Here is a 12240-nt window from a genome sequence, read left to right on the forward strand (position 1 = left end):
AATCGGGCTGTTATATCGGTGCTATTTCAGGCTGGTCTCGACCTTCTGCGCCACATCCTCAGTCAGCCACGCCTTCCAGATCTCCGGATGATCCTTGAGGAACGCCTGGGCAACTTCCCGCGGCTGGCTGTGCTTCTCGCTCATCTCGGCCAGCGCCTTGTTCAACGGTTCGATCGGAAAGTCGACCTTGGCAAAGAACTCGGCAATCTGCGGATGCTCTTTCTGGAACGGTGTAGACACACCAATGCTCAGCTTGGAAGCCAGCGAACGGGTGGGTTTCGGATCGGGATTGTCCGCATCCGTCAGTGTCTTCCACGCCTCGGCATCAAATGGCGGCTCTTCCAGCTGGATCAGCTTGTAGCGCCCCATCAGCGGAGTAGGTGACCAGTAATAGAACAGCACCGGTTTGCCCCGGCGGATCGACGAGGCAATCTCGGCGTCCAGCGCGGCACCCGAACCACTGCGGAAATTCACGTAGCTATCATCAAGCCCATAGGCCTTGAGCTTTTGCTTGTTGACCACTTCCGAGGTCCAGCCAATCGGGCTGTTGAGGAAACGGCCCTTGGTCGGCGCTTCGGGGTCCTTGAACACGTCCTTGTAGCGCGCCAGGTCCTTCACGCTGCGCAGTTCCGGCGCCAGGGGCTTGATGCCCTTGGCGGGGTCGCCCTTGACCACGTACTCCGGCACCCACCAGCCTTCGGTGGCGCCCTTAACGATATCCCCGAGCCCCACCACTTTACCTTCGGCCTCGGCCTTGACCCACACCGGGCTACGGCCGGCCCATTCTTCGCCGATCACCTGGATGTCGTTTTTCGCCAGGGCCGTTTCCAGGGTAATGGTGGTGCCGGGCAAGGTGTCGGTGGGCAGGTCATAGCCCTTTTCGACAATCACCCGCAGCACCTCGGTGATCAGGCTGCCGCTTTCCCAGTTCAGGTCTGCAAAATGAATCGGCGCCTGGGCGGCCGATACGGGCAGCGACGCCGCCGACAAACTCAGGGTCGTCAGCGAGGCCGCCAACAGCGCTCGAATTCCTTTCATGCTTTGCACCTCATGCCTACAGCAATAGCGAACGGCTTTGCTGTAACACCGCGAAGCCTCTGAATACTTAAGTCAACTCAACTGTAGTAGAGGTTCCGGCGAACATGGCATGTCGCATGCTTTTACGGCGGATTGGTCAACCGCTGCAACTCGCGGCGCACCATGCTGGCGAATTCGGCGGGCTTGAGTTCATACAACTGGCCGGCGACCCAGTTTAACCAGGCGCCCTGCAACTCGGATTTGCGGGCAAACAATTTCGCCGCCCTGGCTTGGGCATCGAGCAGGTACTGCTCGTGGAACTGCGCCCTACCCTGGCTCATTACTCGCTGGCCTTGAAGGTCACGAGCTCACCCTTGCGCCATTTGGCGGCCTTGCCGGTGACGGCCTTCAGGGTTTTGGTCAAGCCTTCTACCAATTGCTCATTGGCAGCAAACACCAACATCACACTGTGGCCTTCCTTGAACACAATGCCCTGGCCGACAGTCGTGGACACAAAGGCGTAATCGCCCAAGCCATACACCGTCAACTTGATATCGCGAAACTTCAGCTCGAACTTGCCGCCTTCGCGACTGGGCAATACAGCCGCCCGGAAATGATCACCGACCTTGAGCTCCAGGCGCGGCTTATCGTCCACCACCAGCGCCGCTTCGGTGTCGATCTCGGCGATGTAGATACCTTCAGGTGTCTGTTCAGTGACGTAGACGAAACGGGATTGAAACTGCTTGACCAACTTTGCGCGCAAATCACCCAGCACGAATAACGCGTGCATATCCAGATTACTGACTGCCAAGGAAACGCCCCCACATCAAAAGGGTGCTGTCCGCCCAAGCGGGCAGCACAAAAAAACGGCCGAAACGGCACGATCACACAACAAATTCATTGATAAAAACTGAAGAAGATCACTCTGCCAAGCCGCAAGACTAGTACAGACGTGCCCGACGCACCTTACGCAGGTCGCCAGGCGTTGCAGGAGATCACAGGTTTAACGACCAGAGAACACTGGCCGACCCACTTCAGATAATAACCCTTTAAAAAATGCAGTTTCCGACATCAAACACAGAAATTAATGCTTCGGATGGAACCGAACGCCAGATGCTGACGACAATACTAAAACAGCACCACGGGTTAAAACCACCCGAAATACTGCAAACGGGTCCGCAAGTTCGATCGACAGGAGCTGATTATGCAACGACCTCAACCGATTGCCACACCCTCGAACACGGGTTCATCTTTTATGGATGACCGCCAATTCTACTCCCTATACACCCACGACGGTGGCCTGCATTCGGCGCTCTACCGTGTGTTGCCTGCCGGAAGAAACTTCTTTCATATCCTTGAAGTGCCCAGCGGACGCATCAAGGGCTTTCGCAGTGGCCATAGCGAAGCGTGCGAACTGGCCAGGCAACTGGAAGCGATCCTCTGCGCCACCCAAGGTTGAATACCTGGGTTGGCGTTTCGTCATCTGGTTGACTTTACTGCGCCGCCAGCGCGTAACAACTGCCATACTGGTCCGTCCATTGAGATTTGTCCCCTTGCGGTTCAGGTTTCATCAGCGCAATTACCTCCAAGGGAAGGCTATACGTGACGGAATTTGATATTGGCGAATTTTTCATCCATGGCGAAGCCAGAGAAGTAGACGGTGAGTTCCAAGCCGTGATTGTGATGCGGGCCAAGGCTCCCCTGACCACCGTGACGACCCACCAGGTAGAAAAGGACCGCTGGTTCAAAACCGTAGACGCCGCCAACACGGCTGCCAAGGATGCTGCCAAAGCCCTTAAGGCCGCCGTCGATTCAGGCGCGCTGACTTCCTGATTAACCGGCGCGAAAATCCGATCGAACTCTGCCCCGCCTCAAACCTCCCATGCATACGATGATCAGCCTGCATGGAGAACGATATGGAAGCGCCGACTTACACCCTCGAAGCCTTGTTTGAACAACTTGGACTGGAATCGTCCCCCGAGGCGATTGACGCCTTTATCGGCGAACACACCCTGCCCAACGATGTAAAGCTGATTGACGCGGATTTCTGGTCACCGCAACAAGCCCAATTCCTTAAGGATGAACTGCGTGAAGACGCCGTCTGGGCGATTGCGGTCGATGAGCTGAACCAGCGCCTGCACCAGCCACGCTAACCTTTCAATGCAGGCTGTCTGACTGCTCCAGGTGCAACAACGCCTCCCAGGCAGCCCTGCACTCTTCGGCTTCATCGCGGCTGGCAAACGCCGTGCCGCGCTGCTCGCCGTTAAGCAACACCACCCAACAGGCCTTTTGCCCCAGCGCGCGCAGGGTGGGTGGTACGCCACTGCCAATCATCACGGCGACATCGACTTTGGTTTGCATGGAACGCCTCCAGAGAATTAGTTAGCTGGCTAACAATGTTCGCCATGCTACGGTTTTCCTCCAGTTGGAAAAAGCTATCCCCGGAATAGCTCCCTTGCATAACCTGCAACAATCCCCCGCTGAATCAGCGCCCCTCGGGTTTGTAGCCCAGGCGCAGGCCGCCCCAATGTCGGCCATTGACCGTGATCGGCACCGACAGGTCGTGCATCAATTCACCGGTATCGCGAGTGTAGGTCTGCAACAACACTGCCTTCTGGTGGCTGCCGCAGCGGATTCCGGTACGGTCTTCAAACTTGCGCTTGGTGCGGTTTTGTACCGCGTCCACCTGGGCATCACCGGTCAACGCCTGGGAAAACACCTTGTTGTGGGTCGGCACATAACCCTGTGGCGTGCAGGCAATCGCGAACACCAGTCCCTCGTGCCGAGGCAATAAGGCTTCCTGGATCGCTGGCAGTACCTGATCGGTATAGCCATCAAAACGCGTGTGGTATTTGCTCGGCCGGGTGTTGGGAATGGGGGTGTAGCTGCGGTCGAACAGGTCATCGAGGCTGATGCGGTTTTGCAGCACGTCGGCTTCAAACTGCGCGGCGATCCGGCTCGCCCCTTCGCGGGCCAGGTCGTAGATGCGCTGGTGATAGTCGTCCAGGCCGACCTCGGCCAGGCGCTCGCTGATGGTTTCAGCCTGCCCTTCCATTTGCACGGCGGCGGCAGCCAGCTGTTGGGTCTGCTGGTCACTGACGGTCAAATCGCTGCGCATCTGCTCCACTGCATGGAACAGGCTGTCGAGTTGGGCGCGATTGGTGTCTGTGCCTTGGGCGATCACGTTGACCTGCCCTTCCACATCCGCGGCAAGGGTGGCGATGCTCTCCAGTTGCTCCCCGGCGTGCTCTACCTGTTCTACACCGGATTGCAAATCCGCTGACAATTGCCGGATCTGCTCCACCACCTGGGCGGTCCTTTGCTGGATATCCGCCACCATCACCCCGACTTCATCGGTAGCCGTGGCGGTTCGTCCGGCCAGGCCACGCACTTCGTCGGCGACGACCGCAAACCCACGACCATGCTCACCGGCCCGAGCCGCTTCGATCGCCGCGTTCAAGGCCAACAGGTTGGTCTGGCTGGCGATCGACTGAATCACCAGGGTGACGCGCTGGATTTCTTCGCTGCGCTGGCTTAACGCCTCAATCAATTGGCGACTGTCGTTGGCGCGCTGGCTGAGCTGGTGCATGCGGGTGATGGATTGCGCCAGCACTTCACGACCTTCGGTACTGCGTTGATGGGCCTGGCTGGCAGCGCCGAGGGCTTGGCGGCTCAGTTCCGAAGTGACTTTCTCGGTGCCGATCATCACTTCGGCACTGCTGACGATCTGCTGCGCCGCGCCTAATTGTGATTGCAGCCTGGCCGCCAGTTGCTTGACCGAATAGGCCACGCCGGCAGCAGACAATGCGTTATGACTGGTGGTGTAGGACAGGTCGCGGGTCAGCTCGCCGATGGCATCGGTGGCTTCGGACGCGGCAACGCCGGGGGTGCGATGTGTCAGGCGAGGCAGCCAGATCAGCAGCAGGGCGACCGGCAGGCACAGGTAAATCGAGAGTTGGGCGAACGCCAGGCCCAGCAGCAACAGCACCAGGGCGGTACTTTGCAGGAGCGGCGTCAACCAGCCGGGCAACTGACGCGCCACCACTGGTGGTGACACTGCTGCGCCCATGAGAGATCCGTCTCCAGCCATGTTCGTTACCCCGCTGCTTGTCGTTATTGTGACTGCATTAGACGCCACTATGTAGCCATTATCCATGGGCCTTTAGTGGGGGGCTTGCAGCAGATCAATAAACGGGGGTAACACGGGCGAAATCTATGCAGGAGCGAACGTGCTCGCGAAGAACCTGAGAGCACCGTTGGGTATCAGGTTTCCCGCGTTATCGTTAACGACCTTCGCGAGCCAGCTCGCTCCTACACGGGCGGCATCAGGCTTGGCGCTGGTGCTTGTCGATTTGCTCGTGGCGCTCTTGGGCTTCGATGCAGTACTTGGTGGTAGGGCTGATCAGCAGGCGCTTGAGGCCGATAGGCTCGCCGCTGTCATCGCACCAGCCGAAGGAGTCTTCCTTGATACGGCCCAGGGCCTGCTCAAGTTGCGGCAGCATGCGCTGGTCGCGGTCGATGGCATTCACCAGCCAGGTGCGCTCTTCTTCGACAGAAGCGGCGTCAGCCGGGTCAGCCGGGGTGTCCAGGCTTTCGATGGCGATGCGGTTCTGCTCGATGCGCTCGTGGTGTTCCACTTTCATGTCTTGCAACAACTGCTCGAAAAAAGCGTGCTGCTCGGCATTCATGTAGTCATCCGCCGGCATGGCCAGCAACTTTTCCTTTGTCATTGATTTCTCTATAAAAAATACGTGCATTAAGGCGAATAAGGGAGCGTTCCGGCCGACCTCAGCAGGTCTCGGAAAGGCGCCGTCCATTTCAAGCGCCACCCGGCACTCAATTTACGAGGGGCGGCAGTCTAAGGCCGACTTGAGGGCTCAGCAACTGAAATGACAGGCATTTTTTCCAAGATAACCCGCAAAGGCACCAGGACGGGCTCGGCGAACGGTCATCGGAGTGCGTTTATAGCAAGAAATTCAGTGTTGTGGAGCTATATAGAAGACAAACGGTTAAACGTTGGTGGCAAAACGCCTATGTGGGAGCCGGGCTTGCCGGCGATGCAGGCGACTCGGTCTGGAAGATTGACCGAGTTGATGCTATCGCAGGCAAGCCAGCTCCCACATTTGATCTGTGTAAGTTTCAGGACCGTGTTAGCGCTTGAGTTTGCGCTTGTTGCGATACTGGTCGATCACCACCGCCACCACGATGATCAGGCCCTTGATGATGTCCTGGATGTACGCATCCACGCCGACGAAGGTAAACCCGCTGGCCATCACCCCGAGGATCAGCGCGCCGATCACGGTTCCGGTGATGCGCCCTACTCCGCCTGCCAGGCTGGTGCCGCCGATCACCGCTGCGGCAATCGCGTCCAGCTCATAGGACATGCCCATGCCCGCCTGCCCGGTGGCAGCCCGTGCCGAGGCCACTACACCGGCCAGGCCTGCCAGCAAGCCGGCAATGCTGTAGACGATGATCAGGTGGCGCTTGACGTTGATCCCCGAGGTGCGCGCCGCCTGCATGTTGCCGCCGATGGCGTAGGTGTATTTGCCATATTTGGTGTAGCGCAGGGCAATATGGAAGATCACCGCCACCACCAGGAAGATCACCACCGGCATCGCGCCGTGGCCGATCGCCGTGTAGGAATCCGAGAGCATGCTCACCGGCTGGCCTTCGGTGTAGTAACGCGCCAGGCCACGGGCCGAGACCATCATGCCGAGGGTCGCAATAAACGGTGGAATTCCGGTGACCGCGATAATGCTGCCGTTGATTGCCCCCGCCAGCAGCCCCACACCCAGCCCCATCGCCACCGGTATCCACACCGGCAGGTCAGTCAATGACGGAAACACCGCACGGGAAAAGTCGGAAGTCTGCGCCAGACTGGCAGCGATCATCGCCGACAGGGCCAGTACCGAGCCCGAGGACAAGTCAATCCCGGTGGTGATGATTACCTGGGTCACGCCAATTGCCAGCAGGCCGATGATCGACACTTGCAGGATCATCAACACCAGGCGCTGGGAGTTCATCAGGAAGCTCTGGTCGCGCACGATCCAGCCGAACAACTCAAACACCAGGCCGATGCCAATCAGCACCAGCAGGATGCTCAGCTCGGTGGGCATGCGTCGACGGTGCTTGACCGGCGCCGCAGCGGGCTTCTTTTCCTCGGGTTTGCTTTCCAGTATCGCGTTCATAACCACTCACCTTTTTTTATCGCATTGCGCCGGCCGCAACGGGCCGGCGCCGTCTGTTCGTTAGTGGACCGCCGTCATACCGGAAGCCAGTTGCATGACTTTTTCCTGGGTCGCATCGCTGCGGTCCAGGGTGCCCATCAGTTCGCCTTCGTGCATCACCATCACCCGGTCACTCATGCCCAGCACCTCCGGCAGCTCCGAGGAAATCATGATCACTGCCATGCCTTCGCTGGCCAGGTAGGAAATCAGCCTGTAGATCTCGGCCTTGGCCCCCACGTCGATACCGCGGGTAGGTTCGTCGAGGATCAGCAGTCTCGGGTTGGTCATCAGCCAGCGGGCCAACAGGGCTTTTTGCTGGTTGCCACCGGACAAGGTGTCGATGCACTGCTCCAGCGACGGGGTTTTCACCCGCAGCTTGGTGCACATGTCTTCACACAGGGCCCGCAGGGCTTTTTGCTGGATGAAGCCGTTGCCGGAGTAAAGCGGCAGCACGGCCATCTCCATGTTTTCCAGGACCGACAGGCACGGGAACAGACCACTGAGCTTGCGGTCTTCGGTCAGCAGCGCGAAGCCCTTCTCAATGGCCATGTGTGGGTCGGTGATGCGCACGGTCTTGCCGTCCAGCTGGATCTCGCCACCGGAGCTTGGAGTGATGCCAAAAATGGTTTCGGCCACATTGGTACGACCGGAGCCCATCAACCCGGCGATGCCGAGAATCTCCCCGGCGTGCAGGTCAAACGACACGCCCTGGAATACTCCGTCCAGGCGCAGGTCGCGCACCGACAGCAGCAGATCACCGATGGGTTTGTCGCGCACCGGGAACAGCTGGCTCAGCTCACGCCCCACCATCATCGAGATCAGGCTGTCGCTGTCCATGCTGTCGGCCCGTTGCAGGCCGATGTACGCACCATCGCGGAACACCGCCACCTCATCGGCGATGGCGAACACTTCGTTCATTTTATGGGTGATGTAGATGATGCCTTTGCCCTGGGACTTAAGGTCGGCAATGATCGAAAACAGGTGGGCCACTTCCTTGTCGGTAATCGCCGAGGTGGGCTCATCCATGATCAGGATGTCTGAGTCATAGGACACGGCCTTGGCAATCTCGACCATCTGGCGCTCGGCGATGCTCAGGTTGCCGACGTGTTCCTCCGGGTCGAGGTTGATCCGCAACCGCGCCAGCAATTCGGCGGTGCAACGGTGCATTTCCCGATGGTTGACCATGTGCAGGCCGTTGAGCTGTTCGCGGCCGATCCAGATGTTCTCGGCGATGCTCATGTGCGGCATCAGGTTGAGTTCCTGGTGGATCATCGCGATGCCGGCTTTCTGCGCCGCCAGCGGTGTCTCAAACACAATCGGCTTGCCCCGCAGGCGGATTTCACCAGCGTCGGGCTGATAGATGCCTGCGATGATCTTCATCAGCGTCGACTTGCCCGCGCCATTCTCTCCCATCAGCGCCAGCACCGAACCGGGGCGCACCCGCAGTTGCACATCGGCCAAGGCCACGACGCCGGGAAAGCCTTTGCTGATGTTGGAGATCTCCAGCAGATAGGGTTCTTCCAGTACCAGGGGCTGGATACCGGGAGGCTGGGAAGCAGTCGCTTGAGCAAACATATCGGGTACTCCGTCAGCAGGGCCGCCGTGGCTGCCCTGCCGGTTTATTGTTGTTATTAAGGGCTACTTGAAGTCTTTGACGTTGTCCGGGGTGATCAGCTTGAACGGGATCACCACGTTCTGCTCGACCGCCTCGTGCCTGGCCATCTTGCGCGCCGCTTCCACCGAACCTACGGCCTGGCCGTTGGCGTCCTGGAAGGCCGAGGCGGCCATGTCACCCTTGGTAATCGCGTTCAGGCCGTCCGGCGTGCCATCAACCCCCGCAATCAATACGGTGCCTGGTTTGGTACCTGCCGACTTCAACGCCATGGACGCACCAATCGCCATCTCATCGTTGTTGGCCAGTACTGCGTTGAATTCGCGGCCCTGGGTCAGCCAGTCGTTGACCAGGGTCATGCCCTTGTCACGCAGCCAGATGCCGGTCTGCTCCTGCTCGATCTTGATGTCCGGGTACTTGGCCAGCACTTCCTTAACACCCTTGGTGCGGTTGGTGGTGGAGTTGTTCGCCAGGTCACCCAGCAGGATCACGATTTTGCCCTTGCCGCCGAGCTTTTCGGCGATGTACTGCATTTGCAGGCGACCGGCCTCGACGTCATTGGAGGTCACGGCCACGATGCCTTTGGGCAGATCCGTCTGGTCGGGACGACGGTTGACGTACACCAGCGGAATGCCCGCCGCGAGCGCCGCTTTACTGATGTTGGCGGTAGATGCCGTGTCGACCGGGTTGACGATGATGGCGTCGACTTTCTGGCTGATAAAGTTCTCGACCTGGCTCAGTTGCTTGACCACGTCGGCGCGGGCGTCTTCGAACTGCAGCTGCACGCCGTCACCCTTGGGGTAGGACTTGGCTTGCTTGTCCATGTCCTCGCGCAGGTAAGTCAGGAAGGTGTCATCGAACGCCGACATGCTCACGCCCACCTTGATATCGGCCGCCGTGGCGAAACCACTGGCGAGCATCATGGAAAGGGCCAGCGCGGTAAAACGGATCGGGGTCTTCATGAACGGTCTGTCTCCAATTTCTTGTTGGTTTTGTGGACGTTGCGTTTTTCAGAGCGAAGCGGTCGGCAGTCGAACGATCGGCGCCCCCGGAATGCAGCACACCAGGGAACCCTTGCTTTCGACGCACAGGACATTCAGGAGGGAGAAGTAAAACGGCCGGGCGCGGGGCAGACCGCGAGGCTTGAGGGCAGGACGTAAAACTCGCAGTACAGCGTTGAAGATTTTCATCTGACGGTACCTGGTTGTTTTGATCTTGTTTTTGTCGAGTCGCCCGAATCGAGTCCGAACGTACTTTATGCAACCTGGAATGACTTTATTGGAAAATAATTTCCATATCAACCTGTTTTAGAATTTTATTCTATTTTTCATCTGTGAGCCTCCACAGCCGCCATTTCCACCACCTGCTGACGCTCGGAACTCAGGCGCGCCGCGTCCAGTACACGGGTGGTTGCCAGCGCATCCAGGACGTTCACCGGCAACTCGCCATGACCGTGCACGGCGCTTTGCAACTGACTGTAGAACTGATTCCAGCGGCCCTTTTCCGACGGCACCCGCTCACGATCCGGACCTTGCTCAAACCAGCCCCAGCGTCGGTGTTCTTCGGCGCCCCAGTGTTCGCCTTCGGTTTTCGGGGTCTTGCCGGCCAGCAGCGCGTCTTCCTGGCCGTCCAGCCCTTCGACGGTGTAACAACCGGCCGTGCCATTCACCCGAAAACGCGGGGCCTGGCTGTTTTGCAGGGCACTGCCCCACAGGTGCGAAATCACCCCGTTGGTGTGGGTCAGCGATACAAAGAAGCCGTGATCCACGTTGGGCTCATCGGCGGTGTAGTGCAACTGCGCGAACACCCGGTCCACCGGGCCGAACAGCTGCATGGCCTGGTCCACCAGATGGCTGCCCAGGTCCCGCAGGAATCCGCCGCCGCTGGCGTTGCCCACGGAGCCCGGGTTGTAGCGCTCCACGCGGGATTCAAAGCGGGTGACGGTACCCAGGGCACCGGCGTCGATCAGTTTGCGCAGTGTCAGGAAGTCCGAATCCCAGCGGCGATTCTGATAGACGCTGAGCAGCACGCCCTGACGCTCGGCGGCGGTAATCAAGGCCTGGGCCTGTTCGGCATTGCTGGCGAAGGGTTTGTCGCTGACCACCGCCACACCGTGTTCAATGGCCTCCAGCACCAGCGCCGGACGGCCCTTGAGGGTGGTGGAGATCACCAGCACGTCGACACCGGCCTCAGTGATCTGCCCGATACTGTCGAAGGCCTTCACACCGGGGTGATCCGTCGCCAGTTGCTGGCGACGTTCGGGTGACCGTGTCACCACGCCGACAAAGGTCGCCCCCGGCAGGCTGGCTATCAGGGGTGCATGAAATACACGGCCACCTTTGCCGTATCCAACCAGTCCGATTCGCATAAAAATACTCCTTGGTTAATTGTGGCGAGGGAGCTTGCTCCCGCTCGACTGCGTAGCAGTCGCAAGCTTTTGGGGGCGCTTCGCCCCCCAGCGGGAGCAAGCTCCCTCGCCACAGAGCAAGCCACCACGATCTAACAGCAAAGTTCGCGGGTAACCCGCTCCAGCATCATCCGGTTGGATTCATCCGGCCGGTCTTCCCAGGCAAACACCGACACCGTGGCGATGCCGTCGAACTTGATTTCCCGCAGGGTGCCGAAAAACGCCTCCCAGTTCACCTCGCCCTGGCCGATGTCCAGGTGCTGGTGCACGGTGGCAGTCACGCCCGGCGGGTTGACGATGTAACGCAGGTTGGACGAAGCGCGGTGGTTGTAAGTGTCGGCGATGATCAAGTGGCTGAGCTTGGAGCCCGCGTACTTGAGCATCGAGGCGATATCGCCCTTGCCGTCGTCGTAGAAGAAGGTATGCGGCGCGGCGTAGAGGTAGTTGATCCAGTCGCGGTCGAGGCCGCGAATGATGTCCACCGACTCGTTGTTGCGCTCGCAGAAGTCGTACGGGTGGGCCTGGATATCCAGCTTGACGCCTTCGCGTTCGAATTCCGGCATCAGCTCGTCCATGGAACGCATGAACTGGTTTTCGCACACCAGCGGGTTGTCGGACTGGCCGGTGAATTCGGTGTTGACCAGCTCGCAGTCCATTTCCACGGCGATCTGGATCGCACGCTTCCAGTTGCGTACGGCGGCAACCCGCAGGCCTTCGTCGGCGGCGGCCCAGTGGTACATGGGCAGCAGGGATGAGAGTTGCACGCCGGCATCGCTCAAGGCCTTGCGAAACTCCTTGATGCGCGCCCGGTCGACCCGGGCGGCCTTGTAGAACGGCAGGAAGTCTTCCCGGGGTGAGAGTTCGATGTGCTGGTAGCCGAGCTCGGCGGCCTTGTCGACCATTTGGCCGAGAGGCAGATGGCGGTACATGTAGGGGTCTAGGGCGATGCGCATGCTTGAGATCTCCCGAATTTGAGG

General features: G+C 59.4%; 14 protein-coding genes. 3 read left to right on the forward strand and 11 right to left on the reverse strand.

Annotation, left to right across the window (positions count from 1 at the left end; translation table 11 throughout):
- Positions 1–21: 21 nt before the first annotated feature.
- The 3 genes from SNL23_RS01165 to SNL23_RS01175 all read right to left on the reverse strand — a co-directional run bounded on the left by SNL23_RS01165 (position 22) and on the right by SNL23_RS01175 (position 1807).
- The gene (locus tag SNL23_RS01165; protein ID WP_318301379.1) at positions 22–1038 is read right to left on the reverse strand and encodes an ABC transporter substrate-binding protein; all 1017 of its coding nucleotides are present in this window, start codon (positions 1036–1038) and stop codon (positions 22–24) included.
- Positions 1039–1160: 122 nt separating this feature from the next.
- The gene (locus tag SNL23_RS01170; RefSeq protein WP_076016218.1) at positions 1161–1358 is read right to left on the reverse strand and encodes a hypothetical protein; all 198 of its coding nucleotides are present in this window, start codon (positions 1356–1358) and stop codon (positions 1161–1163) included.
- Positions 1358–1807, reverse strand: a complete 450-nt coding sequence (locus SNL23_RS01175; RefSeq protein WP_173860397.1) for a hypothetical protein — start codon at positions 1805–1807, stop codon at positions 1358–1360. The genes SNL23_RS01170 and SNL23_RS01175 overlap by 1 nt, the downstream gene beginning before the upstream one ends.
- Positions 1808–2272: 465 nt before the next feature.
- On the opposite strand from SNL23_RS01175, the gene SNL23_RS01180 reads away from it, so the two are divergent.
- From SNL23_RS01180 to SNL23_RS01190, 3 genes are all read left to right on the forward strand, one after another.
- Complete coding sequence (locus SNL23_RS01180; protein ID WP_083676703.1) at positions 2273–2476, forward strand: hypothetical protein; 204 nt, start codon at positions 2273–2275, stop codon at positions 2474–2476.
- Positions 2477–2619: 143 nt separating this feature from the next.
- Positions 2620–2850: a hypothetical protein gene (locus SNL23_RS01185; RefSeq protein ID WP_076016221.1), complete on the forward strand. Its 231-nt coding sequence runs from the start codon at positions 2620–2622 to the stop codon at positions 2848–2850.
- An 83-nt stretch (positions 2851–2933) separates the two neighbouring features.
- The gene (locus SNL23_RS01190) at positions 2934–3170 is read left to right on the forward strand and encodes a DUF2789 domain-containing protein (RefSeq protein WP_076016222.1); all 237 of its coding nucleotides are present in this window, start codon (positions 2934–2936) and stop codon (positions 3168–3170) included.
- 4 nt (positions 3171–3174) lie between these two features.
- Here the strand turns inward: SNL23_RS01190 and SNL23_RS01195 are convergent, their stop codons facing one another.
- From SNL23_RS01195 to SNL23_RS01240, 8 genes are all read right to left on the reverse strand, one after another.
- Positions 3175–3378, reverse strand: a complete 204-nt coding sequence (locus tag SNL23_RS01195; RefSeq protein WP_003214710.1) for a hypothetical protein — start codon at positions 3376–3378, stop codon at positions 3175–3177.
- A 124-nt stretch (positions 3379–3502) separates the two neighbouring features.
- Positions 3503–5173 (reverse strand): methyl-accepting chemotaxis protein, encoded by a 1671-nt coding sequence (locus tag SNL23_RS01200; RefSeq protein ID WP_412104133.1) that lies wholly within the window; start codon positions 5171–5173, stop codon positions 3503–3505.
- A gap of 169 nt (positions 5174–5342) precedes the next feature.
- Positions 5343–5747: a TraR/DksA family transcriptional regulator gene (locus tag SNL23_RS01210; protein ID WP_010173153.1), complete on the reverse strand. Its 405-nt coding sequence runs from the start codon at positions 5745–5747 to the stop codon at positions 5343–5345.
- A 420-nt stretch (positions 5748–6167) separates the two neighbouring features.
- Positions 6168–7205: an ABC transporter permease gene (locus tag SNL23_RS01215; protein ID WP_003214704.1), complete on the reverse strand. Its 1038-nt coding sequence runs from the start codon at positions 7203–7205 to the stop codon at positions 6168–6170.
- A gap of 60 nt (positions 7206–7265) precedes the next feature.
- Positions 7266–8819 (reverse strand): sugar ABC transporter ATP-binding protein, encoded by a 1554-nt coding sequence (locus tag SNL23_RS01220; RefSeq protein ID WP_167663847.1) that lies wholly within the window; start codon positions 8817–8819, stop codon positions 7266–7268.
- Positions 8820–8882: 63 nt separating this feature from the next.
- Positions 8883–9818, reverse strand: a complete 936-nt coding sequence (locus SNL23_RS01225; protein ID WP_318301381.1) for a sugar ABC transporter substrate-binding protein — start codon at positions 9816–9818, stop codon at positions 8883–8885.
- A gap of 365 nt (positions 9819–10183) precedes the next feature.
- On the reverse strand, positions 10184–11224 hold the full coding sequence (locus SNL23_RS01235) for a Gfo/Idh/MocA family protein (protein ID WP_167663848.1): 1041 nt from the start codon (positions 11222–11224) through the stop codon (positions 10184–10186).
- A gap of 131 nt (positions 11225–11355) precedes the next feature.
- Positions 11356–12216 carry a sugar phosphate isomerase/epimerase family protein gene (locus SNL23_RS01240; protein WP_063029368.1) on the reverse strand — a complete coding sequence of 287 codons (861 nt, stop codon included), beginning with the start codon at positions 12214–12216 and terminating at the stop codon, positions 11356–11358.
- Positions 12217–12240 lie beyond the last annotated feature (24 nt).

Source organism: Pseudomonas sp. SED1, from assembly GCF_034044025.1.
Lineage (GTDB): Bacteria > Pseudomonadota > Gammaproteobacteria > Pseudomonadales > Pseudomonadaceae > Aquipseudomonas.

Coding starts and splice junctions, on each gene's coding strand:
- SNL23_RS01165 (WP_318301379.1), bottom strand. CDS start 1,038: ATGAAAGGAATTCGAGCGCTGTTGGCGGCCTCGCTGACGACCCTGAGT.
- SNL23_RS01170 (WP_076016218.1), bottom strand. CDS start 1,358: ATGAGCCAGGGTAGGGCGCAGTTCCACGAGCAGTACCTGCTCGATGCC.
- SNL23_RS01175 (WP_173860397.1), bottom strand. CDS start 1,807: ATGCACGCGTTATTCGTGCTGGGTGATTTGCGCGCAAAGTTGGTCAAG.
- SNL23_RS01180 (WP_083676703.1), top strand. CDS start 2,273: ATGGATGACCGCCAATTCTACTCCCTATACACCCACGACGGTGGCCTG.
- SNL23_RS01190 (WP_076016222.1), top strand. CDS start 2,934: ATGGAAGCGCCGACTTACACCCTCGAAGCCTTGTTTGAACAACTTGGA.
- SNL23_RS01195 (WP_003214710.1), bottom strand. CDS start 3,378: ATGCAAACCAAAGTCGATGTCGCCGTGATGATTGGCAGTGGCGTACCA.
- SNL23_RS01200 (WP_412104133.1), bottom strand. CDS start 5,173: ATGGATAATGGCTACATAGTGGCGTCTAATGCAGTCACAATAACGACA.
- SNL23_RS01210 (WP_010173153.1), bottom strand. CDS start 5,747: ATGACAAAGGAAAAGTTGCTGGCCATGCCGGCGGATGACTACATGAAT.
- SNL23_RS01215 (WP_003214704.1), bottom strand. CDS start 7,205: ATGAACGCGATACTGGAAAGCAAACCCGAGGAAAAGAAGCCCGCTGCG.
- SNL23_RS01220 (WP_167663847.1), bottom strand. CDS start 8,819: ATGTTTGCTCAAGCGACTGCTTCCCAGCCTCCCGGTATCCAGCCCCTG.
- SNL23_RS01225 (WP_318301381.1), bottom strand. CDS start 9,818: ATGAAGACCCCGATCCGTTTTACCGCGCTGGCCCTTTCCATGATGCTC.
- SNL23_RS01235 (WP_167663848.1), bottom strand. CDS start 11,224: ATGCGAATCGGACTGGTTGGATACGGCAAAGGTGGCCGTGTATTTCAT.
- SNL23_RS01240 (WP_063029368.1), bottom strand. CDS start 12,216: ATGCGCATCGCCCTAGACCCCTACATGTACCGCCATCTGCCTCTCGGC.